Source organism: Streptosporangium sp. NBC_01469, assembly GCF_036227305.1.
GTDB lineage: Bacteria > Actinomycetota > Actinomycetes > Streptosporangiales > Streptosporangiaceae > Streptosporangium.
Genome location: NZ_CP109465.1, coordinates 9,113,594 through 9,137,426, shown reverse-complemented (window position 1 = coordinate 9,137,426; position 23,833 = coordinate 9,113,594). Strand labels below are relative to the sequence as shown.

Annotated in this window: 22 protein-coding genes; 13 read left to right on the top strand and 9 right to left on the bottom strand. The window is 71.3% G+C overall.

The genetic code is table 11. From position 1 onward, the window contains the following. Positions 1-81 precede the first annotated feature (81 nt). Positions 82-2,127 (bottom strand): DNA/RNA non-specific endonuclease, encoded by a 2,046-nt coding sequence (locus OG587_RS39735; protein ID WP_329083995.1) that lies wholly within the window; start codon positions 2,125-2,127, stop codon positions 82-84. A gap of 260 nt (positions 2,128-2,387) precedes the next feature. After that, positions 2,388-4,013: a chaperonin GroEL gene (groL, locus tag OG587_RS39730; RefSeq protein WP_329083994.1), complete on the bottom strand. Its 1,626-nt coding sequence runs from the start codon at positions 4,011-4,013 to the stop codon at positions 2,388-2,390. Positions 4,014-4,223: 210 nt separating this feature from the next. On the opposite strand from groL, the gene OG587_RS39725 reads away from it, so the two are divergent. Further along, positions 4,224-4,838: a TetR/AcrR family transcriptional regulator gene (locus tag OG587_RS39725; protein WP_329083993.1), complete on the top strand. Its 615-nt coding sequence runs from the start codon at positions 4,224-4,226 to the stop codon at positions 4,836-4,838. Between the two features lie 198 nt (positions 4,839-5,036). On the opposite strand, the gene OG587_RS39720 is transcribed toward OG587_RS39725, so the two are convergent. Then, positions 5,037-5,711 carry a response regulator transcription factor gene (locus OG587_RS39720; RefSeq protein WP_329083992.1) on the bottom strand — a complete coding sequence of 225 codons (675 nt, stop codon included), beginning with the start codon at positions 5,709-5,711 and terminating at the stop codon, positions 5,037-5,039. After that, positions 5,701-6,912 carry a sensor histidine kinase gene (locus tag OG587_RS39715; protein ID WP_329083991.1) on the bottom strand — a complete coding sequence of 404 codons (1,212 nt, stop codon included), beginning with the start codon at positions 6,910-6,912 and terminating at the stop codon, positions 5,701-5,703. Before OG587_RS39715 ends, OG587_RS39720 begins: the two co-directional genes overlap by 11 nt. 158 nt (positions 6,913-7,070) lie before the next feature. Between OG587_RS39715 and OG587_RS39710 the strand changes: the two genes are divergently transcribed. Further along, positions 7,071-7,310: a hypothetical protein gene (locus OG587_RS39710; RefSeq protein ID WP_329083990.1), complete on the top strand. Its 240-nt coding sequence runs from the start codon at positions 7,071-7,073 to the stop codon at positions 7,308-7,310. Between the two features lie 99 nt (positions 7,311-7,409). Here the strand turns inward: OG587_RS39710 and OG587_RS39705 are convergent, their stop codons facing one another. Beyond that, the gene (locus tag OG587_RS39705; protein ID WP_329083989.1) at positions 7,410-7,895 is read right to left on the bottom strand and encodes an FBP domain-containing protein; all 486 of its coding nucleotides are present in this window, start codon (positions 7,893-7,895) and stop codon (positions 7,410-7,412) included. An 81-nt stretch (positions 7,896-7,976) separates the two neighbouring features. Here OG587_RS39705 and OG587_RS39700 point away from each other — a divergent pair, with 81 nt between their 5' ends. From OG587_RS39700 to OG587_RS39690, 3 genes are all read left to right on the top strand, one after another. Then, entirely contained in the window at positions 7,977-8,576 is a 600-nt protein-coding gene (locus OG587_RS39700) for a TetR-like C-terminal domain-containing protein (protein ID WP_329083988.1), read from the top strand. Positions 8,577-8,616: 40 nt separating this feature from the next. Continuing rightward, positions 8,617-8,808 carry a hypothetical protein gene (locus tag OG587_RS39695; RefSeq protein ID WP_329083987.1) on the top strand — a complete coding sequence of 64 codons (192 nt, stop codon included), beginning with the start codon at positions 8,617-8,619 and terminating at the stop codon, positions 8,806-8,808. A 332-nt stretch (positions 8,809-9,140) separates the two neighbouring features. Next, positions 9,141-10,178, top strand: a complete 1,038-nt coding sequence (locus OG587_RS39690; RefSeq protein ID WP_329083986.1) for a TerC family protein — start codon at positions 9,141-9,143, stop codon at positions 10,176-10,178. A 118-nt stretch (positions 10,179-10,296) separates the two neighbouring features. Here OG587_RS39690 and OG587_RS39685 read toward each other — a convergent pair whose 3' ends face one another. Continuing rightward, complete coding sequence (locus OG587_RS39685; protein WP_329083985.1) at positions 10,297-10,458, bottom strand: hypothetical protein; 162 nt, start codon at positions 10,456-10,458, stop codon at positions 10,297-10,299. A gap of 101 nt (positions 10,459-10,559) precedes the next feature. Here OG587_RS39685 and OG587_RS39680 point away from each other — a divergent pair, with 101 nt between their 5' ends. Next, positions 10,560-11,924 (top strand): protein kinase domain-containing protein, encoded by a 1,365-nt coding sequence (locus tag OG587_RS39680; protein ID WP_329083984.1) that lies wholly within the window; start codon positions 10,560-10,562, stop codon positions 11,922-11,924. A gap of 171 nt (positions 11,925-12,095) precedes the next feature. Here OG587_RS39680 and OG587_RS39675 read toward each other — a convergent pair whose 3' ends face one another. Beyond that, positions 12,096-12,356 carry a hypothetical protein gene (locus tag OG587_RS39675; protein WP_329083983.1) on the bottom strand — a complete coding sequence of 87 codons (261 nt, stop codon included), beginning with the start codon at positions 12,354-12,356 and terminating at the stop codon, positions 12,096-12,098. Between the two features lie 345 nt (positions 12,357-12,701). Here OG587_RS39675 and OG587_RS39670 point away from each other — a divergent pair, with 345 nt between their 5' ends. After that, positions 12,702-12,902, top strand: coding sequence for a hypothetical protein (locus OG587_RS39670; protein WP_329083982.1), 201 nt, complete (start codon positions 12,702-12,704; stop codon positions 12,900-12,902). A 155-nt stretch (positions 12,903-13,057) separates the two neighbouring features. Further along, positions 13,058-13,822 (top strand): VOC family protein, encoded by a 765-nt coding sequence (locus OG587_RS39665; RefSeq protein WP_329083981.1) that lies wholly within the window; start codon positions 13,058-13,060, stop codon positions 13,820-13,822. A 149-nt stretch (positions 13,823-13,971) separates the two neighbouring features. On the opposite strand, the gene OG587_RS39660 is transcribed toward OG587_RS39665, so the two are convergent. Both OG587_RS39660 and OG587_RS39655 read right to left on the bottom strand, forming a co-directional pair. Beyond that, on the bottom strand, positions 13,972-14,751 hold the full coding sequence (locus tag OG587_RS39660) for a Clp protease N-terminal domain-containing protein (protein WP_329083980.1): 780 nt from the start codon (positions 14,749-14,751) through the stop codon (positions 13,972-13,974). Positions 14,752-14,837: 86 nt separating this feature from the next. Beyond that, positions 14,838-15,899, bottom strand: a complete 1,062-nt coding sequence (locus OG587_RS39655) for a hypothetical protein (protein WP_329083979.1) — start codon at positions 15,897-15,899, stop codon at positions 14,838-14,840. A 148-nt stretch (positions 15,900-16,047) separates the two neighbouring features. Between OG587_RS39655 and OG587_RS39650 the strand changes: the two genes are divergently transcribed. From OG587_RS39650 to mug, 5 genes are all read left to right on the top strand, one after another. Continuing rightward, positions 16,048-16,971 (top strand): LLM class F420-dependent oxidoreductase, encoded by a 924-nt coding sequence (locus OG587_RS39650; protein WP_329083978.1) that lies wholly within the window; start codon positions 16,048-16,050, stop codon positions 16,969-16,971. 345 nt (positions 16,972-17,316) lie between these two features. After that, the gene (locus OG587_RS39645) at positions 17,317-18,474 is read left to right on the top strand and encodes a VLRF1 family aeRF1-type release factor (protein ID WP_329083977.1); all 1,158 of its coding nucleotides are present in this window, start codon (positions 17,317-17,319) and stop codon (positions 18,472-18,474) included. Between the two features lie 204 nt (positions 18,475-18,678). Then, on the top strand, positions 18,679-20,457 hold the full coding sequence (locus OG587_RS39640; RefSeq protein ID WP_329083976.1) for a 3' terminal RNA ribose 2'-O-methyltransferase Hen1: 1,779 nt from the start codon (positions 18,679-18,681) through the stop codon (positions 20,455-20,457). Continuing rightward, complete coding sequence (locus OG587_RS39635; RefSeq protein ID WP_329083975.1) at positions 20,450-22,948, top strand: polynucleotide kinase-phosphatase; 2,499 nt, start codon at positions 20,450-20,452, stop codon at positions 22,946-22,948. The genes OG587_RS39640 and OG587_RS39635 overlap by 8 nt, the downstream gene beginning before the upstream one ends. Before the next feature lie 283 nt (positions 22,949-23,231). Continuing rightward, on the top strand, positions 23,232-23,816 hold the full coding sequence (gene mug / locus OG587_RS39630; protein WP_329083974.1) for a G/U mismatch-specific DNA glycosylase: 585 nt from the start codon (positions 23,232-23,234) through the stop codon (positions 23,814-23,816). Positions 23,817-23,833: the final 17 nt, after the last annotated feature.

Sequence of the window (23,833 nt, the reverse complement as noted above, 5' to 3'; positions counted from 1 at the left end):
TTCTCCATATTTCGGCCGGATGGTGCGTTTGTCGGGGCTATTTCGCCCGGCCTGAACACGTGAGCGCCCGCTCGACGGTTGTCAGAGGGCGAGCTGGCGGGGGCGGGTGATCTCCCGGGCCGTGGTGGCCGCCGCCTCCATACGGGCCAGGGGGTCGGCGTCGGCGAGGGTGCCGAACGACAGTCGGGTGAGGTCTTCGATGCGCCGGATCGGGACCTGGTAGGTCTTGTAGGCGCCGTAGGAGAACTCGGCGGGGGCGGCCTCCAGGCCGTCGATGAGGTGGTCTTGACTGAGCAGGTAGCCGGTGGCCGACAGCTCACCGTTCTGTTTGGTCATCGCCACGACTTTCCAGTACTGGCGGGGCAACTGGACGCCGCGGTAGGGGTCGTCGTCGTCGGCCAGGACCGGGCCGGTGAAGACGGTGGCTTTCAGGTCGCGAGTGTCGGCGTTGTCCAGGATGTAGTCCTCCAGCCCGGCCCAGGTGGTCTGGTTCTGGTTGAAGTCCTTGTGCTGCGGGGTGCAGTTGGTGAAGTGGAAGGTGTCGTCGTTACCGGCCTTGGCCACCGCCTGACCGGCCCCCCACGCCGGATCCAGGCGGCGCACCAGGTGGCCGCGGTCTAGGGGGTTGTCGCGGTAGACCTCCTCCCCGGCCTGTTCGCTGTCGGGCAGGCGGGGGTCGAAGATCCAGCGGTCGGGGTCGCGGCGGATGCGCCGGCTGGTCGCGCCGTCGATGTTGACCGCGGTGAAGAGGGCGAGCCGCCGCTGCCGGTTCATCACCACGCTGAAGTGGTGATAGTTCAGCACGTGCGCCTGCCCGTCGCCGGCGTGCCGGTTGAGCGCCGCCAGCGGGACAAGATCGGGGGAAAGGGCGGGTAGTGGCACCCGATGCCCGCCCGGCAGGAAGTCCGGGTCATAGCCGCGGCGGCCGGCGTAGTCCGGATCGATCTGGATCGCCTCCGGCGCCGCCGCGGCCGGGCCGGTGGCGTCGACCGGTTCGCTGCGGAGTCGGATGTCGAAGGGGACCGTCAGCGTCAGCGTCACCTGCCCGGCGGTCGGCCGCCCCACCGGCTCCAGCCGTTCGGCGGGCTCGACGGGTCGGATGAGCGACCGGTCGGCCGGAGCGGTCAGGGTCGCCGAGGCGGGCGGGAGGCTGATGCGTTCGGTGAACAACCGGTCGACCAGGGTCTGCTGGGCCGATGGGAACGGCTGGCCGCGCAGGAAGGTCAGCAGCCGGCTGACCCGTACCCCTTCGTTGATGACGCCGCCGAACGCGTCGTGGTCGGGGGCGGGGACGCCGGCGTGGTGCAAAGCCACGATCTCCCACTGGTCGTTGAAGACCGGGGAGCCGGAGGATCCGGGCTCGGTGTCGGTTTGGTAGTGCAGGAACGACTCCAGGATGTCGACGATCCGGTTTTCCCGCAGGGCGACCTGTTTCTTCTCCCCGCCCGGATGCTGGATGATCGTGACGAAGTCGCCGACGATGGCTTTGCCCTCGGCGGCCACCAGCCGGTTGAACCCGAACCGGGCCAGCTCGCCTGTGCCGGCCTTCACCGCCACCAGCGCGAAGTCCAGCTCTTGGTCGGCGAAGAAGAACCGGCCCGGATCCAGGGAGAAGCCCTGCAGCGGGAGTGGCCGTCCGTCGATGCCGTCCTGGTAGTCGAACTCGACGCCACTGCGGCCGGCCGTGTGGGCATCGGTGAGCACGTGGTGGTTGGTGAGCAGCAGGTCCGGGGAGACCAGCGATCCGGTGCCGTAGCCGGCCAGCCGCCCGCGCGCGTCACGGACGATCACGCGCCCGACCGCCCGCGCCGCCGCCGCCCCGCCTTCCAGGTAGCCGACAGGCAGCAGGTCGTTGGTTTGGATGATCCGTTCCAGCACCGCCGCCGCCGCTGTCACGGCCGTCGGTTGCGCTGCGGCTATCGCTGTGGGATCGATCGGGCGGATGTCTCGGTAGTGGCGGCTGAGCCGATCGATGCGGGCGGCCACCCGCACCGGCTCATCGGCTCGGACGATCCCACCCGGCTCGGCGAGTACGGCGATCTTCCGTCGGCGCTGCTCGCTCCTGTCGGCTACCCGCGCGGCCACATCCTCTTGCAATCCGACGGCCGGTTCTTCGACAGAATTCATGCCCTGCCTCCATCCCGCCGCCCCGGCCGGCCCCGTCGCTTTCCTGATGGGGGCGTTATTCCCCGACGAGAATCAGGTGATTCTCCCGGGAATGGGCCAATTGTCTGTCGACCGTGCGGGTGGACACCGGGGCTGAGAGGTTCCGGGCTCGAACAGGGCGGCCGGGTGTCCCGTCACCGCGCTACCGCCCGGCCGATTCCAGCCCCGGGGACCGGAACGTCCGCCGGCCCGTGTTCGCGACGCACAGGCCGAAGATGAGACTAGAAGTCCATGTCGCCGCCGCCGGGCATGGCGGGGGCGGCTCCGGCCTTCTCGGGCTTCTCGGCGATGACGGCCTCGGTGGTGAGGAACAGCGCCGCGATGGACGCCGCGTTCTGCAGCGCCGAACGCGTCACCTTGGCCGGGTCGATGATGCCCGTCTCGAACAGGTTGACGTACTCGCCGGTGGCGGCGTTGAGGCCCTCACCCGGGGGAAGGTTGCGCACCTTCTCCACGACGACGCCGCCCTCGAGGCCGGCGTTCACGGCGATCTGCTTCAGCGGCTCCTCCAGAGCCTTCCTGACGATCGCGGCACCGGTGGCCTCGTCGCCGAAGAGCTCCAGCTTGTCGAACGCCTTGGCGCCGGCCTGCAGCAGCGCCACGCCGCCGCCGGGGACGATGCCCTCCTCGACGGCCGCCTTCGCGTTGCGAACGGCGTCCTCGATGCGGTGCTTGCGCTCCTTGAGCTCGACCTCGGTCGCCGCGCCGGCCTTGATGACGGCCACGCCGCCGGCCAGCTTGGCCAGACGCTCCTGGAGCTTCTCGCGGTCGTAGTCGGAGTCGGTGTTCTCGATCTCGGCGCGGATCTGGTTGACCCGGCCGGCGATCTGCTCGGGGTCACCGGCACCGTCGACGATGGTGGTCTCGTCCTTGGTGACCACGACCTTGCGGGCCCGGCCGAGCAGGTCGAGGGTGGCGTTCTCCAGCTTGAGACCGACCTCCTCGGCGATGACCTGACCGCCGGTCAGGATCGCGATGTCGCCCAGCATCGCCTTGCGGCGGTCACCGAAGCCCGGCGCCTTGACCGCGACCGACCGGAAGACGGCCTTCATCTTGTTGACGACCAGGGTGGCCAGGGCCTCGCCCTCGACGTCCTCGGCGATGACCAGCAGCGGCCTGCCGGACTGCACGACCTTGTCGAGCAGGGGCACCACGTCCCTGTTGGCGGAGACCTTGCCACTCACCATCAGGACGTACGGATCGTCCAGCACCGCTTCGAGCCGGTCGGGGTCGGTGATGAAGAGCGGGGCGATGTACCCCTTGTCGAAGCGCATGCCCTCGGTGAGCTCAAGCTCGAGGCCGAAGGTGTTGCTCTCCTCGACGGTGATGACGCCTTCCTTGCCGACCTTGTCCATCGCCTCGGCGATCATCTCGCCGATCTGCGGGTCGCCCGCGGAGATGGATGCGGTGGAGGCGATCTGCGCCTTCGTCTCCACGTCCTTGGCGAGCTTGGACAGCTCCTCCGACACGCGCTCGACGGCGGCCTCGATGCCCTTCTTCAGGGACATCGGGTTGGCGCCGGCGGCGACGTTGCGAAGGCCCTCGCGTACGAGAGCCTGAGCGAGCACGGTGGCGGTGGTGGTGCCGTCACCCGCGACGTCGTCGGTCTTCTTGGCGACCTCCTTGACGAGCTCGGCCCCGATCTTCTCCCACGGGTCCTCGAGCTCGATCTCCTTGGCGATGGAGACACCGTCGTTGGTGATCGTGGGAGCGCCCCACTTCTTCTCCAGAACGACGTTACGGCCCTTGGGGCCGAGGGTCACCTTGACGGCGTCCGCGAGCTGGTTCATGCCACGCTCGAGACCGCGCCGGGCATCCTCGTTGAACGCGATCATTTTCGAAGTCATTCCTGCTCCTGCTGTCGATGGGGGTTATCCGGGACGGCGCCCGCGACGGACGGTCCACCGGCGGGAGGCCAACCCGACGACGTACCTCGCCGTCCCGGCACATGCCTGGCACTCTCCAGGCGTGAGTGCCAGGCGTTCCATCGCACTCTACCCACAACTTGCGTGTCACGCACATAGTGCGCGGCACGCAATATCTAGTAGGGTTGCCCCATGAACGACGACGCCATGGGCCTCCGGGCACGCAACAGCCAGGCCACCCGGGAGGCGATCGGCCATGCCGCGCTGCGTCTCGCCATCGAGCAGGGCCCCAGCGGGCTGGCCCTTGTCCGCGTCCATGACATCGCCACGGCCGCGGGAGTCTCCCCTCGCACCTACAACAACTACTTCTCCAGCAGGGCGGAGGCGATCTGCGCCTTCCAGGCCGACCAGGCCGGGCGCGCGGGGCAGGCGCTGCGCTCCAGGCCCGCCGACGAGCCGCTCGACCAGGCCGTCGTCGCGGCCGTGGTCGAGCTCTACACCGACCCCGAGCCCGACAAGGCCGGCCTGCGCATGATCATGTCGACGCCCGAGCTGGAGGGCGAGGCGCTGAAGGCGTTCACCATGGCGGAGGGCCCGCTCGCCGAGGCGATCGCGACGCGCACCGGCACCGACCCCGGACGCGACCTGTTCCCCGCCGTCACGGCCGCCGCGGTCGCCGGCGCCATCCGGGTGGCGGGGCGGCACTGGCTCGAACCCGGAAACACCGAGTCCTTCGCCACCACCCTGCGCCGCGCCCTTTCCTGCGTCTTTCCCGGCACGCCGCCCGAAGGCCCGCGGGATCGGTGACCGGCGTCCGAGACATCGCCTGGCGAAAGGAGCGACGTTGCCGGGCGGGGCCGCGTGGCCGTGGTCCCGGAGCGGGACGAGGAGCGGATCGTCGCGGACTTCGGTGCCGATGAGGGGGTGAACGGCTCGTCCGGGCGCGGGTGAGGCCGGTGGTGTGACAGCGGTCCTACCGGTGACCCGACGATGTGACCGGTGGTCCTACCGGTAATCCGGCGCGCTCGCGTCGTGGACCAGCAAGGCGATCTGGACCCGGTTGTTGAGATCCAGCCGGGTCAGGATCCGTGACACGTGCGTCTTCACCGTGGGCAGCGCCAGATGCAGCTCCCGCGCGATCTCCGCGTTGGAGCGGCCGCGCCCGACCGCCAGGGCCACCTCCCGCTCCCGCTCGGCCAGCAGCGCCAGCCGGGCCCGCGCGGCGGCGGCCCGGTCGTCCCGCCCGGAGCCGTCCGCCACCTGCTCGATGAGCCGCCTGGTGACGGCGGGGGAGAGCACCGGATCTCCGGCGGCCACCGTCCGGATGGCCGTGACGATGTCCTGCGGCAGGGTGTCCTTGAGGAGGAACCCGGCCGCGCCGGCGCGCAGCGCCCGCAGCACGTGCGCGTCGGTGTGGAAGGTGGTCAGGACCAGCACCTCCGGGGCGCCGGGCCGGGCCCGGAGCCTCTCGGTGGCGGCCAGCCCGTCGACGCCCGGCATCCGGATGTCCATCAACACCAGGTCGGGCCCGTACGCGGTGACCAGCGCGGGCACCTCGGCCCCGTCGGCGGCCTCCGCGACGATCTCGATGTCCGGGGCGCCACCCAGCATCAGGCGCAGCCCGGCCCGCACGATCGCGTCGTCGTCGACCAGCAGGACGCGGATCACCTCATTCCCCATCCTGGCCGCCGGACCCGGTTCGTGCGGTGGGTGCGATGTCCGTCGTGGGCCAGGGGAGCCAGGCGCGCACCCGGAAGCCGCCGTCGGCGGGGCCGGCCGTCAGCTCGCCGCCCGCCAGCCGGGCCCGTTCGGCCAGCCCGATCAGTCCCTGCCCGCCGCCCGCGCCCGCGCTCTCGCCCGCGCCGGAGACCGGAGCCGGTCCCGGCGGCGGTGCGTTACGGACCTCCACCGCCAGCCTGCCGGCCGGGTCCCCGCTCACCTCCACCGCGACCGCCGCGCCGGGCGCGTGCTTACGCGCGTTGGTCAGCGCCTCCTGCACGATCCGGTACGCCGTACGTCCCACCAGGGGCGGTGGCACCGGTCCGTCCGGCGGCCCGGTCAGCTCGATCCGGCCGCCCGTCGCCCGCGCCTCCGCCACCAGCCGGGCCAGGTCCGCCAGTTCCGGCTGCGGTCGCTCACCCTCCTCCGGCCCGGCCCGCAGTACCCCGATCACCTCGCGCAGGTCGCGCAGGGCCAGGTGGGCGCTCTCCCGGATCACCCCGGCGGCCCGCGCGATCTCCGTCCGGGACGCGTCCGGGTTGAACTCCAGCGCCCCCGCGTGCACGCTCAGCATCGACAGCCGGTGGCCGAGCACGTCGTGCATCTCGCGGGCGATCTCCTCCCGCGTCTCCCGCCGGGCCCATTCGGCCCGCAACTCCGCGCCCGCCTCGGCGAGTTCCGCGCGCTCGCGCAGCGAGGCGATCAGCTGCTGCCGGGAGCGCCGGAACAGCCCCCACCCGATGGCCCCGGCGATCAGCGCGAAGTACGTCAGCGCCGAACCCGCCCGTTCCTCGGACAGCTCCGCCACCCGCCACAGGAAGACGGGCAGCGGGGCGAAGGCCAGCGCCACCACCCACGCCGTGACCCGCCACGGCCGGGTCGCGGCCACCGTGAACACCGCCACCATCGCCGGGCCGGTCAGGTAGTGCGCCCAGGTGCCCACCAGCAGCAGCGCCACCGCCAGTGGCACCGGCCAGCGCCGCCGCAGGAGTGTCGCCGCGCACCCCAGCCCGCCGACCACCTGGTCGACGTCCCGCCACACGGGATCGAGGTCCTCGGGAACCGGTACGGACTGCGAGCTGACGGCGGCGAAGCAGGCGGCGAAGAGGAACAGCGCCACGTCGGCGACCCAGTCGCGGCGGGTGCGGTGGATACGGCGCATAATCCAGAAATTTACGCGGCCCCCGCCCGCGACCGGGCGTTCGTGCCGCGACCCGATACTTAAGTACGACGTCGAGCCCGCCGGCGGCCAACCTCGGTCGCCGCCCGGCCATCTTGAGCCCGATTCCGTGCCCGGCACCGCGCGCCTACCGTCGGGCCATGACCTCCACCACCCCGAAGTCCTTCCTGGCGACCCTGTCCGGCCTGCTTTGCTTCGTCCTCGTCGTCGGTGGCGCGAGCGGCCTCCTGCACGAGTGGTTCGGCTGGATCCACCTCATGGGCTTCGTCCGCTTCCTCGTCCCCGGCGGCTACGAGATCTACAGCTACGTCGTCATGATCGTCCTCGGCCTCGCGGTGGGCGCGGCCGGCGACGCGGTCACCCGGCGCGGCCGCAAGTGACCGCAGGGGTGTGAGAAGCACCCTCCGGCGGGCACGCGCAGATCGTACCGATCGGTTCGATCGTCTGCTGTCTTCACATGTCGTACCGATCGGTTCGATTCACTGGGTCACCTTCTGGAGGAACCCGGCCACGTTGGCCGCGGTTCTGTCGATCTTTTCCTCGAGCGTGAGCGACTCGGGCATCCGCCCGCCGGGCCCGACGTCCTTCTTGCCGCGCAGGTAGAGGGAACAGGCCAGGTCGGTGCAGATGTAGGCGCCCACGGAATCGCCGTTGCCGCCGGTGCGGCGGGCGGTCATCAGCGACACGCCGTCGCCGGTGTGCGTGGTCAGGCAGAGCGAGCACATGCTGCGCCGTGCGTGCCCGGCATGCGGGGAGGCCCGCCGCAGCGCCACCCCGACCAGCCGGTCGCCGTGCTCGGCGACCAGGTAGGTGCGGCCGGGGGACGAGGGGTCCCGCCAGCCGAGGAAGTCCAGGTCGTCCCAGGGCAGGGCGTCGAGGTCCCTGGGTACGGCGAGGCGCTTGACCTCGCCCTTGGTGCAGTTGACGAAAGAGGCACGGATCTCGCGCTCGAAAATCGCTCTCATAGCTGGAAAGCTAGCTCTAGTATGCTATAACAGCAAGCCATTAAGTTTTTTCCTAGGGCTCCTAGGAAGAGGGGATGGCGCATGGCGCGTGCCGGAGTGACCGTCGAACGGCTGGCCGAGGCGGCGGCGGAGCTCGCCGACGAGGTGGGGCTGGGAAACGTGACCGTCTCGGAGGTCGCGCGCAGGTTCGGCGTGAAGGACGCGAGCCTGTACTCGCACATCAGGAACGCGCACGAGCTACGGGCCCGGGTGGCCGTGCTGGCGCTGGCCGAGCTCGCCGACCGGGGCGCGGCGGCGCTGGCCGGCCGGGCGGGCAAGGACGCGCTGGTCGCCTTCGCCAACGTCTATCGCGACTACGCCAAGGAGCATCCGGGCAGGTACGCGGCGACGCAGGTCGAGCTCGACCCGGAGACCGCGAAGGCGAGCGCGGCGCGCCGGCACTCGGACATGACGCGGGCCATCCTGCGCGGCTACGCACTGGTGGAGCCCGACCAGACCGATGCGGTCCGGCTGCTGGGCAGCGTCTTTCACGGGTTCGTGAGCCTGGAACAGGCGGGTGGCTTCCGCCATCACCCACGCGGCGCGGACGAATCCTGGGGCCGGGTGCTCGACACGCTCGACGTCGCGCTCCGCGGCTGGCCGGCGGGTGCGGGCGACGCCGGCGCGAGCCGCACGCCGTGACGGCGGAACACGGACGCGACCGCGTGGCCGGACGGGTCCGGTGCCCGACCCGCGATCGGGACGCCACGGAGGGGGCGGTCCGGGGGCGGCCGGCGGCCGGGGCCGTGACCTCCCCGGCCACAGCACGGCGACGGTGGCGATCGCGGAGATCGTCAGCAGGACGCCAAGCAGGATTTCGAGAAGCGCGGTGGTCGACATCGAGTCCTCCCTCGGCCTCGCCGTGGTCAGGTGACCACGAGGACGAAGGTCTTCCCGCACCCCCGGGTCACCCGGGGGCCACCCCGCCGGGTCTCCCTGCGCACGGGGACCGTGATGACGATCGGGGTGTCGGACGGCGGGTACTCCCCTCCGTGTTGGTTCCACTATCCGCGCGGCCCAGGCCCTGGTCAAACCGCCCCCTGAGGTGGGGCGCCGCCCGGGGACCGGCCTAACCTGGAACGACGAGGGGAGTACTTCCCAAGAGCCGATCCGGTCAGTACGGACGTTTCGCAACGTCCCCGGGCGGCCGCCCGCAGGCGCAGGTGAAGGAGACCTCGAACAGCCGAGCGCGTTCGAGGAGGGGGCATGTCCGCCGAGACGGTCCTGTCGGCGGCCGATCTCGAAACGATCGGCTCGCCGAAACTGTGGACGATCACCGTGGCCGCTCTGATGTCGCTGCTGGCCGTGGACTTCACACTGACCCGGCGCCCGCACGAGGTGCGGATGCGCGAGGCGGTGGGCTGGTCGGTCTTCTACCTGACACTGCCTCTGATCTTCGGCCTCTATCTGTGGGGGGTCTTCGGATCCGGCGTGGCGATGGAGTTCCTCACCGGCTACGTGGTGGAGAAGTCGCTGTCGGTGGACAACCTGTTCGTGTTCATGCTGCTGCTGTCCGCCTTCGCGGTCCCGGCCGTGCTGGCCCAGCGGGTCCTGCTGTACGGCATCGTCGGGGCGCTGGTGCTGCGCGCGATCTTCATCGCGCTGGGGGCGGCCGTCCTGCGGAGCGGCACCTGGGCGTTCCTGCTGTTCGGCGGGATACTGATCGTCACCGCCTGGAAGATCCTCAAGGACGCGCTGGGCGGGGAGGAGCACAAGGTCGACGTCTCCGCCATGCGCTCGATCCGGCTGCTGCGGCGTCTCATGCCGATCACCGACGACTACCGAGGCTCCCACCTGGTCGTCCGCGAGGACGGCCGCCGCGCTCTGACCCCGCTGACGCTGGCCATCGTGACCGTCTTCGCCACCGACATCGTCTTCGCCGTCGACTCGGTGCCCGCGGTGTACGGCGTGACCTCGGACCCCTTCCTCGTCTTCGCCACCAACGCCTTCGCCCTGCTGGGCCTGCGGGCGCTCTACTTCGTGCTCCTGGGCGTCCTGACGAAGCTGCGGCACCTGAACCACGGGCTCAGCGTCATCCTGGCCTTCATCGGGACCAAGCTCGTCCTGCACTGGGCGCACGGCGTCTGGGCGTGGGTCCCGGAGATTCCCACCCCGATCTCGCTGGGCGTCATCGTCGCCGTCCTGATCACCGTCACGATCACGAGCGCGTACGCCAACCGCCGCGACGCGAAGCCCGCCCCCTCACCCGCCGGCCGCGAACCCCGCTCGCGGCCGGGGCACTGACGGACGGGACCCGCCGGCTTTTCCGGACTAAGGAAACGATCAAGGTGGAGGCTCCTTCGACAAGAGAGCGGCCCCGTCGGTGACGGGGCCGCTCGTTGTGGTGTTGATGTTGAAGTCGCTAGGTGTGCTTGATACTCGCCTTCTGGAACTCCAGCAGGAGCCGTGCGAGCTCGGGTTCGACGATGGTGGGCCAGGCATCGAGTTCAGCAGGCGGCACCATCGCCTCGATCGCAAGGATGCACTGTTGCCAGCAAAGCATCTGCTTGTCACGAACGCTCATTCGGCAGCCTTTCTGTCGCCGTTACCGGAAACCTAGGATTCACAGGGACCAACCACCGTCGGCAGGGGAAGCCCTTTTTCGACGTACGAGCGAGGGGATCCGTGTCTGACGACCATGAGGCGTTTCTGAAGCCGCTGGGGCCGGACGATCTGCGGGAGGTCTCCGGCTACCGGCTCACCGCGAGAATCGGTGAGGGCGGCATGGGCGCGGTGTACTTCACGCACACACGAGGCGGGCAGCCGGCAGCACTCAAGCTGATCCGGCGGGAGTTCGCGAGGAATCCTGATTTCCGGGCGCGGTTCAAGGCGGAGGTGCTGGCGGCGCGGCGGGTGTCGGGCTATCACATCGTGCCGGTCGTGGACCACAACGTGGACTCCGAGGAGCCCTGGATCGCAAGCGCGTACGTGCCCGGAGTGCCGCTGGGGGAGGCGCTGACGGCGTACGGGCCGCTGCCGCTGCCCGCCGTCTTTGAGCTGGTCGGCTGTGTGGCGCAGGCGCTGGGCAATGTGCATGCGGCGTCGGTGATCCACCGTGACCTGAAGCCGGGCAACATCCTGCTGGGGTCGCAGGGGCCGTGGGTCATCGACTTCGGCATCGCGCGGGCGGCGGACACCACGCAGCTCACAGGTACCGGCAGGGTCATCGGCACGCCGCAATTCATGTCGCCCGAGCAAGCGTTGGGGCAGAAGGTCACTCCGGCCACCGATGTCTTCGCGCTCGGTCTGCTCGCGGCCGTGGCGGCCACCGGGCGTCACCCCTACGGTGAGGGCCGGGGCATCTCCATTGCGGCGAGCATTGCCAACACCGAGCTGAGACCCCCGGATCTGAGCGGCTACCCAGACCCGTTGCGGTCGTTGCTGGATGCCTGTCTGTCGGTGGATCCGGGACAGCGTCCGGCGCCCGCCGCGCTCGCCGAGCAGTGCGCGGAGGCCGCGGAGGCCGCAGAGCGGCAACTGTACGACTTCGACGGCTGGCTGCCTGCGCCGCTCGCCAAGGAGATAGGCCGCCGCGAAGCGGCCGTCCAAGATCTGCGGCCCGCTGAACCAGGGCCGCCCGGTCTGCCTACGATTCCTGAAACGCATGCCTTGCCGGAGACCCAACCCGCCACAGCTGCTCAGTCTCCTTATCGATGTGCGGCCTGTGGAGCGGGTTCACCGAAATGGAAAGGGCGCTGTCCCGAGTGCAAAGGGTGGGGCACCATCGAGGAGGTCCCCGCGCGATCGACGGCGACAGGGATCGCGCCTGCTTATCGATGTGCGGCCTGTGGAGCGGGTTCACCGAAATGGAAAGGGCGCTGTCCCGAGTGCAGAGAGTGGGGCACCATCGAGGAGGTCCCCGCGCGATCGACGGCGACAGGGATCGCGCCTGCTTATCGATGTGCGGCCTGTGGAGCGGGTTCACCGAAATGGAAAGGGCGCTGTCCCGAGTGCAGAGAGTGGGGCACGATCAAAGAGGTCCGCTCGTGAGGCTGTTCCTGTTCCCACGACCGCTCTGATGTGAAGGCCCATACCAACTATCACCCCTTCTGTTCACCTCACCGAGATCGCGTAGTTTCATCACAGCTACTCAGCCTGCGTAGGAGATGAGGCGGCCCCGCCTGGAACGGGGCCCGTGGCTGTATCGGTGGTGCAGGAGGGTCAAGCCTGGAGTCCGGTTTCTCCCGTTTCTGACTGAGGCGGTAGTGCGTGGTCGGTGAAGACTGGGATGCCGAGGTCGACCAGTTGGGGCCGCCCATCGGTCGGGGCCCGCTTGAGGCTGTTGAGCTTGGCCATCGCGGCGTCGAAGCTGACCTGGAGCCCTTCGACCTCGCCGAGCCAGCCGTTTCCGCGGGCTTCGGTGATGCGCTCGCGGAGGTTCTGGATGATCTCCAGGAGACGGGGCCGCTGGTGGGGATCCATCTGAAGGATGGGGCACCGAATGCAGGCGTGTTCGTGCTTGCAAGATGTGCCGTAGGACAGGCGCCGTCACCGAGGAGCGATGAGCACTCCACCGGCGCGAGCGGTTCACCCCGTGCCGGACCCGCGGCCGTCCGGGACCATCACCCGGCTACGGCAGATATTGCACGCGGACTCTTGTGACGCTCTTGTGGAGTCCTTGTGACGCTCTTGCGGAAACGCGTCACCGGCCCCGACCGGGGGAGAGGGCGCGGGTCCGCAGTTCGCGTCCATCGATGCTTATTACGCGTTCACCTGCGCGAACACCGGAATTGACGACCGCGTGGGCAACGGGGGGTGTGGGAGCTCGTGCTCCTCCACAAGACCGCGATCACCGTGTTCGCCTTCGCGGTCGGCGACGTGCCCGACGTGCGGACGACCGGCCTCATCGACCTCGGCGTCGTGCTGACGGCAGGACTGGCCTATGTGCTGTGCCGCGGCTGGTACGCCTGGCGAACCACCGCCCCCGAACCGGTGAGCGCTGGACGGCCCGCCCATGCGGCCGGATGAGGCGGTCTTCCGCGCTTCCGGCCGGGCGCGGACGAGCCGGGAACTGTCGGTGGGTTCTGCCAGGCTGACGGGCGACCGGCTCAACGGGTTCGCCCCTGCGTGCGGCAGCCCGGAGGACGGGTCACCGGCACGTGAACGCACCGAAGGAAGAGGCCATGCTCACCACCCGATATGTCCCCGGCTCCCCCAACTGGATCGACCTGGGCACGCCCGACACCGAGGCCGCCGTCGCCTTCTACGGCCCCCTGTTCGGCTGGAGCTTCCAGTCGGCCGGTCCCCACTCGGGCGGCTACGGCTTCTTCCAGCTCGACGGCAAGACCGTCGCGGCGGTCGGGCCGCTCACCGAGGAGGGAGCGGTTTCCGGGTGGACGCCCTACTTCCAGACCGCCGACGCCGACGCCACCGCGAAGACGGTCGAGCAGGCGGGCGGAACCGTGCGCGTCGCGCCGGACGATGTCTTCACCAATGGGCGGATGGCCGGTTTCACCGATCCCGGCGGCGCGGAGTTCGCCGTCTGGCAGCCGGGCACGACCAAGGGCCTGGACCTCGTCACCGAGGACGGCTCCCTGGCCTGGCTGGAGCTGTACGTCCCCGACCCGGACGCCGTCCGTTCCTTCTACCGGGCGGTCTTCGACTGGAGGATCGACGATGTCTCGTTCGGTGACATGCCCTACCTCCTGCTGTCGACCTCCGAGGGGGAGAGGCCGGACATGGGGGGCGTCATGCCGCTCCGGGCGGGCGACAGGCCGAGCTGGTTGCCGTATTTCGAGGTGGCCGACTGTGACGCGTCCGCCGTCCGGGTGCGGGAGCTCGGCGGCGACCTCGTCGCACCCGCCGTGGACATCGACGGCGTCGGCCGTTTCGCCGTGGTCTCCGACCCCCGTGGCGCACGCTTCGCCGTCATCACCAGCGTCGGCTGACCCGGGCAGGTTGATCCGGGCAGGGCCCCCTGCCCCGCCAGATGCTCGACCACGGCGCCCCCATGCTGACCGCGCTGTTCGTCAGCGTGGGGGACGACCCCGGCAGATGCCGCCTGTCGGTCGAAGACGGCTGGAGGCAGCCGCGCCGGCTACGCCTCGTCCGCCGGGCCGAGGCGCTCCTCCAGGCGTTCGAGCCTGAGCAGGACGGGGCGCAGCTCCTCGCGTACGGCCGCCGACAGGGCGCTCGCCGCGCCGGCGGGCAGGGCGGGGGAAGGGGGGGCGGCGGTCCGCGTCTGCGCGCGCAGGTGGACGTATCCGGCGAGTGCGGCCGAGACCGCGTGGCGGGTCAGCCGGTGCTCGGCGCCCAGCTCCCGCAGGATGCGCCCGGCCGCCCCGTCCGGTTCGGCGATCAGCCCGAGGAGCAGGTGCTCGCAGCCGACGTAGTTGTGGCCGAGCGAGGTGGCCTCGGTGACGGTCATCTCCAGGGCCGCCGCCGCGGGCCCCCCGAAGGTGAGCTCGGCCTCGGCGGCACCGGCCGTGGCCGGTGCCGGTGCGTCGAGGCCGAGCCGGTCCAGGCGGCGCCGCACCTCCTCGGGGTCGATCTCCAGGGCGCCGAGAACCTGGAGCGCCAGATTGCCCCCCTCGGCGAGCATGCCGCCCAGCAGGTGCTCGGTGCCGACCTCGGCCGCGCCCAGGGCCCTCGCCTGCTCCACCGACAGCTTCACCACGTCCCGGGCCCGCGGGGTGAACTGGGTGAGGCGCGCCGTCAGGTCGTCGAGGTCGGGGGCGCCGAGCGCCGTCTCGCGGATGGCGGTCACCCGCCGTACAGCCTGCTCCAAAGCCCGCTGGCACACGGCGGAGACCGGCACGCCCGCCCTCTTCACCGCCTCGGCCAGCTCGTCCGGCAGGTAGACATTGATCTTCGGCATCGCATCTCCCCTATGGGGTTACAGGAGGGTTATAACCCATTAATAACCTCAAAGGAGGCGCCTGTCCAGCGACTGTCCGTCCCCGTCTAGCGCGTCGCGCCGGTGAGGAAGCGGGTGATGCCGGGGGAGAGGACGGCGCCCCTGGTGGAGAGCCATGCCAGGTGGTTGCGGCTGGTGAAGGCGGCGAGCCTGCGGGCCTCCAGCCGGGTGAGGTCGCCGGACCCGGCCAGCACGGGCGTCAGGGCGATCCGGTTCCAGGCGGCGCTCTCGCCCAGGGAGCGGGCTATCTGCGGGTGCGCGGCGCGGACGGCCGAGGCGACGGGGCGCAGGCGGCCTCCGGCGCCCGAGGCGGTGTCGACGGGCGCCAGGAGGTTGACGGCGGCGATCTCGGCGCCCGCCGACCGGGTGGCCCTGAGCATCGCCTGATCGCCGGAGGACAGGCCGGTCCTCGTGACCGGGAGGGTGAAGCTCACCGTGAGGGAACGACCCTCGCGGGCGGCCTCGCGCTGCAGGGCCGCGATCGCCCTGGCCCGCCGCAGCACGGTGGCCTCACCCGCCGGGGCATGGACCTCGAAGTCGATGTAGGTGGCGTCGAAGGTGCCGATCGCCCGGCGGTAGGCGGCGGTGAGCCTGGCGAGATCGGAGCAGGCCGCGGCGAGCTCGCGCCCCGTGGGACCGCCGAAGGCGAGGCCCGCGTTCCCGCCCGCGGCGCGCAACGGGGCGAGCCGGTTGGCGACCGGGTTGCCGCCCTGTTCCTGGAGCCCGCCCCACTTGGGCACGCAGCCCTTCTGCCCGGCGGTGAGGTGGCCCAGCGTGAACCAGCGCACGTGGCTCCTCCTGGCCTCCCTGGACAGGTTGAAGCGCGGCTCGCGGACCGCGTCCACGAACGTCACGAAGCCCGACGGGCGGGCGACGACCGGTGCGGGTGACGGCCCGGCCGAGGGCCCCGAGACCGGGCCCGAGGGCGTCGCCCTCGACCCGGCCCGGTCGGCGGCGGCCCACTCGCCCTGCGCCCTGGAGGGCAGCAGCCAGATCGCGGTCCCGGTGCCCGTGGCGAGCACGATCGAGGCGAGCACGACGAGAGGCCGGGGCGGAGTGCCGGGCTCGCGGGTCCGGCGGGTGTCGGGGCGGTCGGTCGCCACAGGCATGGGATCCCCTCCTCGACGGCCAAGGGGTGATCGCTATGAGTGGTCGATCCGCTACCCGTTGCGTCAGAGGGCAGAACGTTAGCAAGCGTTCCCGCCACGGCGCGGGCTTTCTACGGATGCCGTCCGGAGTGCCCGGATAATGGTTCTCATGAAGTTGAGGATCTTCACTGAACCGCAGCAGGGTGCCACGTACGACGAGTTGCTGGCGGTCGCGCTGGCCGCGGAGCGGCTCGGGTTCGACGCCTTCTTCCGTTCCGACCACTACATGCAGATCTGGCCCGGCGGCCCGGGGCCCGGCTCCACCGACGCCTGGACGACTCTGGCGGGCCTGGCCAGGGACACCTCCACGATCCGTCTCGGCACCCTGGTCACGCCGGTCACCTTCCGGCTGCCGGGCCCGCTGGCGATCAGCGTGGCCCAGGTCGACCAGATGAGCCGCGGGCGGGTCGAGCTGGGCCTGGGCACCGGCTGGTACGACGCCGAGCACATCGCGTACGGCATCCCGTTCCCGCCGATCGGCGAGCGGTTCGGCCGGTTCGAGGAGCAGCTGGAGATACTGGTCGGGCTCTGGACCACGCCGGTGGGCGAGACGTTCTCCTTCGAGGGTGCCCACTACAGGCTGGCCGACTCGCCCGCGCTGCCCAAGCCCGCGCAGAGCCCGAAACCGCCGATCATCATCGGCGGCACCGGCGCCACGCGCACCCCGCGCCTGGCCGCCCGGTTCGCCGACGAGTACAACGTGCCGTTCCGCACCCTGGAGGACACCTCGGAGGCCTTCGACCGGGTCAGGAAGGCGTGCGAGGCGGAGGGCAGGGAGCCGGTCGTGCTCTCCGCCGCGCAGGTCGTCTGCGTCGGTTCCGACGACGCGGAGATCGCGCGGCGGGCCGAGAGGATCGGGCAGGACGTCGCCGCGCTGCGCGCGACGGGCCTGGCGGGCACCCCCGCCGAGGTGGCCGAGAAGATCGGCCGGTTCGCCGAGCTGGGCGCCGAGCGGATCTACCTGCAGGTGCTGGACCTGGACGACCTCGACCACCTGGAGCTCATCGCGGACGAGATCCTGTCCCACGTGTAGGCCGCGGGCCTCGACGTCGCCGCTCACGGGCAGGCCGCTCCTCCCCGATGCCCACGTCACCACGTCATCGGCGACCCGGTGGACCGGTGTACCGGCTCGGCGGGGTGCGCCCGTCACCGGTGGACCGGCTCGGGCGGGCGTGCGCGCCGCTCACGGGCGAGCCGGTCGCGGACCGGCTCGCACCCGGCCGCGAGCCGTCCCGGCGGGCGCTCGCGGTCCCGGAGCCCGCGCCTGCGATCTTTGGGTAAAGACAGGTGAAGGAGGAAGGCATTTTCCCGATTGTGACGATGGCCCCTTCCGCGTAGGTCCCTAGGCTTGAAACGCGGACCAATAGAGGGGAACGTCGTGAGATTCGATCGTGATGCTCTACGGGAAGTCGTCTCCATCGGCGACGAGCTGGGGGTGCTGTCGTTCTACGTGAACGTCGACCCGCATGAGGAAACGCAGTCCCGGCCCGCCTGCCGGATCCGGTTCGGCAACGAGCTGGCCGACCTGCGGGAGCGGGTCACGGCGGACCAGGACCGGACGCGGCGGACGGCCGTCCTGAAGCGGCTGGAGGATCTTGAAGCCGACTTCCGGCTGCTCCTCAACCCGTACGAGACCGGGGTGGGGCGGGTGATGTTCGCCCCCGTGAGCGGTGACGAGACGCGGGTCTTCTCCTTCCAGCTGCCGGTCGCCGACCAGATCGTGCTGGAGCCGACGGCCTACGTGCGCCCGCTGGTCAACACGGTCGAGACGGCGCCGTCCGCCGGGCTCGTGGTCGTCTCCAGGGACGGGGTGCGCATCATCGACTACCGGTACGGCCAGGCCCAGGAGGCCGGCAGGGCGTACTTCGACGTGTCCTCCGAGGACTGGCGGGAGACGCGCGGTCCCGCGCTCTCGGAGTTCTCCCAGCAGGGTCCGTCGCAGCGGGACAGGTTCGAACGCCGGGTCGAGGACAACGTCGCCAGGATCGTGCGCGGGGCGGCGCCGCGCGTCACCGAGCAGGCCACGACCCGCGACTGGACCGTGGTCGTGCTGATCGGCGACGTCCAGCTGACCAAGATCCTGGCCGAAGAGCTGACCGGCGACGTCATCCAGGTCGACGCGGTGGTGGACTCGCTGTCCGCGGCGAAGGTCGCCGAGTACGTGGAACCGCAGCTGCGGGGCGCCCGGACACGGTTCGGCACCGGCCTGGCGATCCGGGCCAGGGACGCCGCGCTGTCCGGCGGGCGCGGCGCGCTCGGCCTGCGGGACACGACCAAGGCGCTGAACGAGAGCCGGGTGGCGCGGCTGCTGCTGGACGAATGCCGCGAGTGGCGCGGCGGGCGTGCCGCCGAAGGGCTGCTCTACCCGCCCGACGAGACCCCGCCGGAGGGATTGACGCTCGTCGAGGAGCACAGGATGGGGGAGCGCATGATCGAGCGCGTCCTGGACATCGACGCCGAAGTGATCGTTCTGGACAGGGAGGCCTCGGAGGTCCTGGCCGACGTCGACGGGGTCGGAGCGATCCTGCGCTGGTGACCCCCGCCTCCGGCGACGACCTGGGTGTGGCATCCGGTGTCACCCAGGGAACCCGAGAAGGAAGCGATGCCGACCGCGGGCTCGTCCCTTCGAGGACCTCCCGCGACGACCCGGATCGTGCCGTCCACAGCCGGTGGCCGTGTCGGGTGGGTTCGGGCCGTTAACCGATGGCCGTCCCGGCGGGCGTGCGGCACACTGAACCGGGTGTTGCTGACGATCTCCACCACCTTGCGACCCGCCACGGACCTAGGGTTCCTGCTGCACAAGCATCCCGACCGGGTCCAGGAGTTCGGGCAGTCGTACGGCGTGGCACGTGTTCTCTATCCCGAGGCGGGCGAGGAGCGCTGCACGGCCGCGCTGATGCTCGACGTCGACCCGATCCGCCTGGTGCGCTCGCGCGACCGGTCCACGCCCGACTACACGCTGGGCCAGTACGTCAACGACCGGCCCTACGCCGCGTCGTCGCTGCTGGCCGTGGCGCTGGCCGACGTGTTCCGCACGGCGCGCACCGGACGCTGTGACAGCCGTCCCGAGCTGGCCGCAGGTCCGATCCCGTTGGAGATCACCCTGCCCGTGCTGCCGTGCAAGGGTGGTCCCGAGCTCGCGCACCGGCTGTTCGAACCGCTGGGCTGGCGGGTCGAGGCGACCGCCCTGCCGCTGGACGAGGAGTTCCCCGAGTGGGGCGACTCCCGCTACGTGCGGCTGGTGCTGCGCGGGGAGGTCCGTCTGGCCGACGCGCTCAACCAGCTCTACGTGCTGCTTCCGGTGCTCGACGACGCCAAGCACTACTGGGTGGCCCCCGACGAGGTGGACAAGCTGATCAGGGCGGGCGAGTCGTGGCTGGCCGCCCACCCCGACCGGGGGCTGATCACCCGCCGCTACCTCGGCCGTCGCTGGGCCCTCACCCGCACCGCCTTCGCCCGCCTCGCCGAGATCGGCGACGACGTGGAGGAGGACCTCGAACCCCCCGTCGAGGAGGACCCCGCGGCCGACCCCGCCATCGAGGGTTCCGCCGACGAGAGTCCCGTCGCGGGGGCCTTCGCCGGGGAAGGCACCGCGGAGAGGGGTTCCGCGGTGGCGGGGACCTCCGTCGTACCGGGAGACGGCTCCGTCGCGGGGGCGCCCGCCACCGCCTTCGGCGGGACCGGCGCGCCGGACGAGGTCCTCCCGGCCGATGAGTCCCCCGCCGAGGGGGAGGCGCAGGCAGGGCCCGCGGGTGCCACCAGGCGGCCGTTGAACACCCTGCGCCTGGAGGCCGTGCTCGCCACGCTGGAGAGGCTGGGCGCGAGCACTGTCATCGACCTCGGGTGCGGCTCCGGCCGCCTGGTCGGGGCGCTGCTCGAACGGCCCCGCCTCACCAGGGTGGCCGGGGTGGACGTGTCCGCCCAGGCGCTGGCGCTCGCGGCCAGGCGCCTGAGGCTCGACCGGATGCCCGAGCGCCGGAGGGAGCGGCTGGAGCTGTTCCAGGGCGCGCTGACCTACACCGACGCGCGGTTCGCCGGGTATGACGCCGCGGTGCTGATGGAGGTCGTCGAGCACGTCGATCCGCCGCGCCTGGACGCGCTGGAGCGGGTGGTCTTCGGAGCCGCCCGGCCGGGGCACGTGATCGTCACGACCCCCAACGCCGAGCACAACGTCCGCTACGAGTTCCTGAGCGGCATGCGCCACCCCGACCACCGCTTCGAGTGGACCCGCGCCGAGTTCCGCGCGTGGGCGGCGAAGGTGTGCGGCGAGTACGGCTACCGCGTCGAGTTCCTGCCGGTCGGCGACGACGACCCCGAGGTGGGCCCGCCCACCCAGATGGCCCTGTTCGGCCTCGCGGGCGCGGGCGATCCCACGGGCGCGCCAGGCGACCCCGGGAGTGCGGAGGGCTCCGCGGGCACGGCGGAACCCGTGAGCGCGGGAGGTCTCGTGAGCGCGGGAGGTTCCGTGAGGATGGATGGGCCGGTGGGCGCGGGAGGCACGGGAGGTGGAGATGACTGAGATCGCCGTACCGGAGATGTCGCTGGTCGTGCTCGTGGGGGTGTCCGGCAGCGGCAAGTCGACCTTCGCCGCCAGGCACTTCGCGCCGACCCAGGTGATCTCCTCCGACTTCTGCCGGGGCCTGGTCGCCGACGACGAGAACGACCAGGCCGCCACCCCCGATGCCTTCGACGTGCTCCACTACATCGTCGGCACCCGCCTGCGGCGCGGGCTGCTCACGGTCGTGGACGCCACGAACGTCCAGTGGGAGGCGCGCAAGACGCTGGTCGAGCTCGCGAAGTCGCACAACGTACTGGTCGACGCGATCGTCCTGGACGTGCCGGAGGAGCTGGCGATCGCGCGCAACGAGACCAGGCCCGACCGGGATTTCGGGGCTCGCGTGGTCACCAGGCAGCGCAAGGACCTGCGCCGTTCGATGGGCAAGATCTCCCGTGACGGTTTCCGCCGGGTCCACGTGCTGCGCGGGGCCGAGGAGATCGAGGCCGCCACGGTCGTCACCGAGAGGGCGTGGACCGACAGGCGCGAGCTGACCGGCCCGTTCGACATCGTCGGCGACGTACACGGCTGCCGTGCCGAGCTGGAGGCGCTGCTGCGCGACCTCGGCTGGGAGGTCGGCCCCGGCGGCGCGGGTGCGATCCACCCCGAGGGCAGGACAGCGGTGTTCGTCGGCGACCTGGTGGACCGGGGGCCCGACTCACCGGGCGTGCTCCGGCTGGTCATGGACATGGTCGCGGCCGGGACCGCGCTGTGCGTGTCGGGCAACCACGAGCAGAAGCTGGCCCGCGCGCTCAACGGCCGCAAGGTCAGGGTGGCCCACGGCCTCCAGGAGTCGCTGGACCAGCTGGCCGCCGAGCCGGAGGGGTTCAGGCGGGAGGCGCTGGCCTTCATGGACGGGCTGATCAGCCACTACCAGCTCGACGGGGGCAGGCTCGTCGTCGCCCACGCCGGGCTCAAGGAGGCCTACCACGGCCGCGCCTCCGGCAGGGTCCGCTCCTTCGCGCTGTACGGCGACACCACCGGCGAGACCGACGAGTACGGCCTGCCGGTGCGCTACCCCTGGGCGCGTGAGTACCGGGGCCGGGCCATGGTCGTCTACGGCCACACCCCGGTTCCCGAGCCCGAGTGGATCAACAACACGATCTGCCTGGACACCGGGGTGGTCTTCGGCGGGCGGCTGACCGCGCTGCGCTACCCGGAGCGGGAGATCGTCTCGGTGCCCGCCGAGCGCGTCTGGTACGAGCCGGTCAAGCCGCTGACCGCCCCCGGCCACCGCGACCCCGGCCTGCTCTCCGTCGACGACGTGCGGGGCACCCGGCACATCGAGGTGCGCCACGGCGGTGGCCGCATCAAGATCCGCGAGGAGAACTCGGCCGCCGCGTTGGAGATCATGAGCCGGTTCGCGGTCGACCCGCGCTGGCTGGTGTACCTCCCGCCGACGATGGCGCCCCCGGAGACCTCCCGCCTCGACGGCTACCTGGAGCACCCGGCCGAGGCGTTCGCCGAGTTCGCGGCGGCCGGGGTGACCCGGGTGGTGTGCGAGGAGAAGCACATGGGCTCGCGGGCGGTGGCCGTGCTGGCCGCCGACCCGGAGGTGGCGGCGGCGCGGTTCGGGATCACCGACGGCACCGCCGGGGCGGTCTACACCCGTACCGGGAGGCCGTTCTTCGCCGACACCACCGAGCTGGTCGACAGGCTCAGGCGGGTGTGCGCGCCGCTGATGGAGGAGCTGGGGTCCGGCTGGCTCGCCCTCGACTGCGAGCTGCTGCCCTGGTCGGCCAAGGCCGAGGGGCTGATCCGCGGCCAGTACGCGTCGGTGGGCGCCGCGGCCCGCACGGTGCTGCCCGAGGCGGTCGGCGTGCTGGAAGCGGCGGCCGGGCGCGGTTTGGATGTGGGCGATCTGTTGGACCGCACCCGACGCCGCTCCACCAACGCTGCCCGTTTCAGGCAGGCATATGCACGTTACTGCTGGCCTGTCTCCGGGCTGGAGGGCCTTCGCCTGGCACCGTTCCAGATCCTCGCCTGCGAGGGCCGGGCGACCGCGATCCAGGAGCCGCACTCCTGGCACCTGGACCTGCTGTCCCGGCTCGACGACCCGCTGATCGCGCCCACCCGGCACGTGTTCGCGGATCCTGCCTCGCCGGAGTCCACGGAGGCGGCCACGGCCTGGTGGTCGGCGCTGACCGCCGAGGGCGGTGAGGGCATGGTCGTCAAGCCGCTGGAGCAGCCGGACGGGCGGAGCCGGGTGCAGCCCGGGGTCAAGGTACGCGGGCGGGAGTACCTGCGGATCATCTACGGTCCCGACTACACCGAGAGCCTGGACGTCCTGCGCCACCGGTTCCTGGGCCGCAAGCGCTCGCTCGCCCTGCGCGAGCACGCGCTGGGTCTTGAGGCGCTCTCCCGCCTGGCCGAGGGGGAGCCGCTGTGGAGGGTGCACGAGGCGGTCTTCGCCGTGCTGGCCCTGGAGTCCGAACCGGTCGATCCCCGCCTGTAGTCCCCGGCGACCGGTTCCGCCGACGCCGGGGATCACAGGCGACGATCACCCCGTACGTACCCCTCCGGCTCGGAGGAGCCGCGCCGCCCGCCCACCGGGGGCGGCACGGCTCCTTCCAGCAGCTCGCGATCGTGCCGGACACCGCGGTCTCCCAGCCGGCCGACCACGCGATCGCGGAGCGGGGACGACGTCGACAACGAGCCGCTCGGGCTCCAGGCCTGACAGCCTCAAGGTACGGGGGACCAAGGGGCGAACACTCGAGGAGATGGGCTAGGTTCGCCTCGTGCCGTCCCAGGAACAGGAAAGTATCCCGCCCGCGCGGGCCACGGCCCGGCCGACCCGCGCCGAGCTCGAGGCGGCCGGGGACACGACGATCGAGGACGTTCTCGGACCCTCGCTGGACGTGCTGTTCTGCGGGATCAACCCCGGCCTGTACTCCGCGGCCACCGGCCATCACTTCGCCCGCCCCGGCAACCGCTTCTGGCCCGCGCTGTACCGCTCGGGCTTCACCCCCCGGCTGCTGTCCCCGGCCGAGCAGGACCTGCTTCCCTCGTACGGGCTGGGTATCACCAACGTGGTGCGACGGCCCTCCGCGCAGGCGGCGGAACTGTCCGCCGAGGAGTTCCGCGCGGGCGGGGAGCGGCTGGTGAGACTGGTCGCCGAGGTCGGGCCGAAGGTGCTGGCGGTGGCGGGGGTGACCGCCTACCGGCAGGCGTTCGGCGTGCCCAAGGCCATGATCGGGCCGCAGGAGTCCCGGATCGGCGGCGCGGCGGTGTGGGTGCTGCCCAACCCGAGCGGCCTGAACGCGCACTGGACGCTGGACGGGATCGCCGAGGAGATGCGGCGGCTGCGGGAGTCGCTCGTCTGACCGGCCGGTGCGAGCGC

Bases quoted from the DNA above. Each gene is read 5' to 3' on its own strand.
- OG587_RS39735 (WP_329083995.1), bottom strand. From the start codon at position 2,127: ATGAATTCTGTCGAAGAACCGGCCGTCGGATTGCAAGAGGATGTGGCC.
- groL (WP_329083994.1), bottom strand. From the start codon at position 4,013: ATGACTTCGAAAATGATCGCGTTCAACGAGGATGCCCGGCGCGGTCTC.
- OG587_RS39725 (WP_329083993.1), top strand. From the start codon at position 4,224: ATGAACGACGACGCCATGGGCCTCCGGGCACGCAACAGCCAGGCCACC.
- OG587_RS39720 (WP_329083992.1), bottom strand. From the start codon at position 5,711: ATGGGGAATGAGGTGATCCGCGTCCTGCTGGTCGACGACGACGCGATC.
- OG587_RS39715 (WP_329083991.1), bottom strand. From the start codon at position 6,912: ATGCGCCGTATCCACCGCACCCGCCGCGACTGGGTCGCCGACGTGGCG.
- OG587_RS39710 (WP_329083990.1), top strand. From the start codon at position 7,071: ATGACCTCCACCACCCCGAAGTCCTTCCTGGCGACCCTGTCCGGCCTG.
- OG587_RS39705 (WP_329083989.1), bottom strand. From the start codon at position 7,895: ATGAGAGCGATTTTCGAGCGCGAGATCCGTGCCTCTTTCGTCAACTGC.
- OG587_RS39700 (WP_329083988.1), top strand. From the start codon at position 7,977: ATGGCGCGTGCCGGAGTGACCGTCGAACGGCTGGCCGAGGCGGCGGCG.
- OG587_RS39690 (WP_329083986.1), top strand. From the start codon at position 9,141: ATGTCCGCCGAGACGGTCCTGTCGGCGGCCGATCTCGAAACGATCGGC.
- OG587_RS39685 (WP_329083985.1), bottom strand. From the start codon at position 10,458: ATGAGCGTTCGTGACAAGCAGATGCTTTGCTGGCAACAGTGCATCCTT.
- OG587_RS39675 (WP_329083983.1), bottom strand. From the start codon at position 12,356: ATGGATCCCCACCAGCGGCCCCGTCTCCTGGAGATCATCCAGAACCTC.
- OG587_RS39665 (WP_329083981.1), top strand. From the start codon at position 13,058: ATGCTCACCACCCGATATGTCCCCGGCTCCCCCAACTGGATCGACCTG.
- OG587_RS39660 (WP_329083980.1), bottom strand. From the start codon at position 14,751: ATGCCGAAGATCAATGTCTACCTGCCGGACGAGCTGGCCGAGGCGGTG.
- OG587_RS39655 (WP_329083979.1), bottom strand. From the start codon at position 15,899: ATGCCTGTGGCGACCGACCGCCCCGACACCCGCCGGACCCGCGAGCCC.
- OG587_RS39650 (WP_329083978.1), top strand. From the start codon at position 16,048: ATGAAGTTGAGGATCTTCACTGAACCGCAGCAGGGTGCCACGTACGAC.
- OG587_RS39635 (WP_329083975.1), top strand. From the start codon at position 20,450: ATGACTGAGATCGCCGTACCGGAGATGTCGCTGGTCGTGCTCGTGGGG.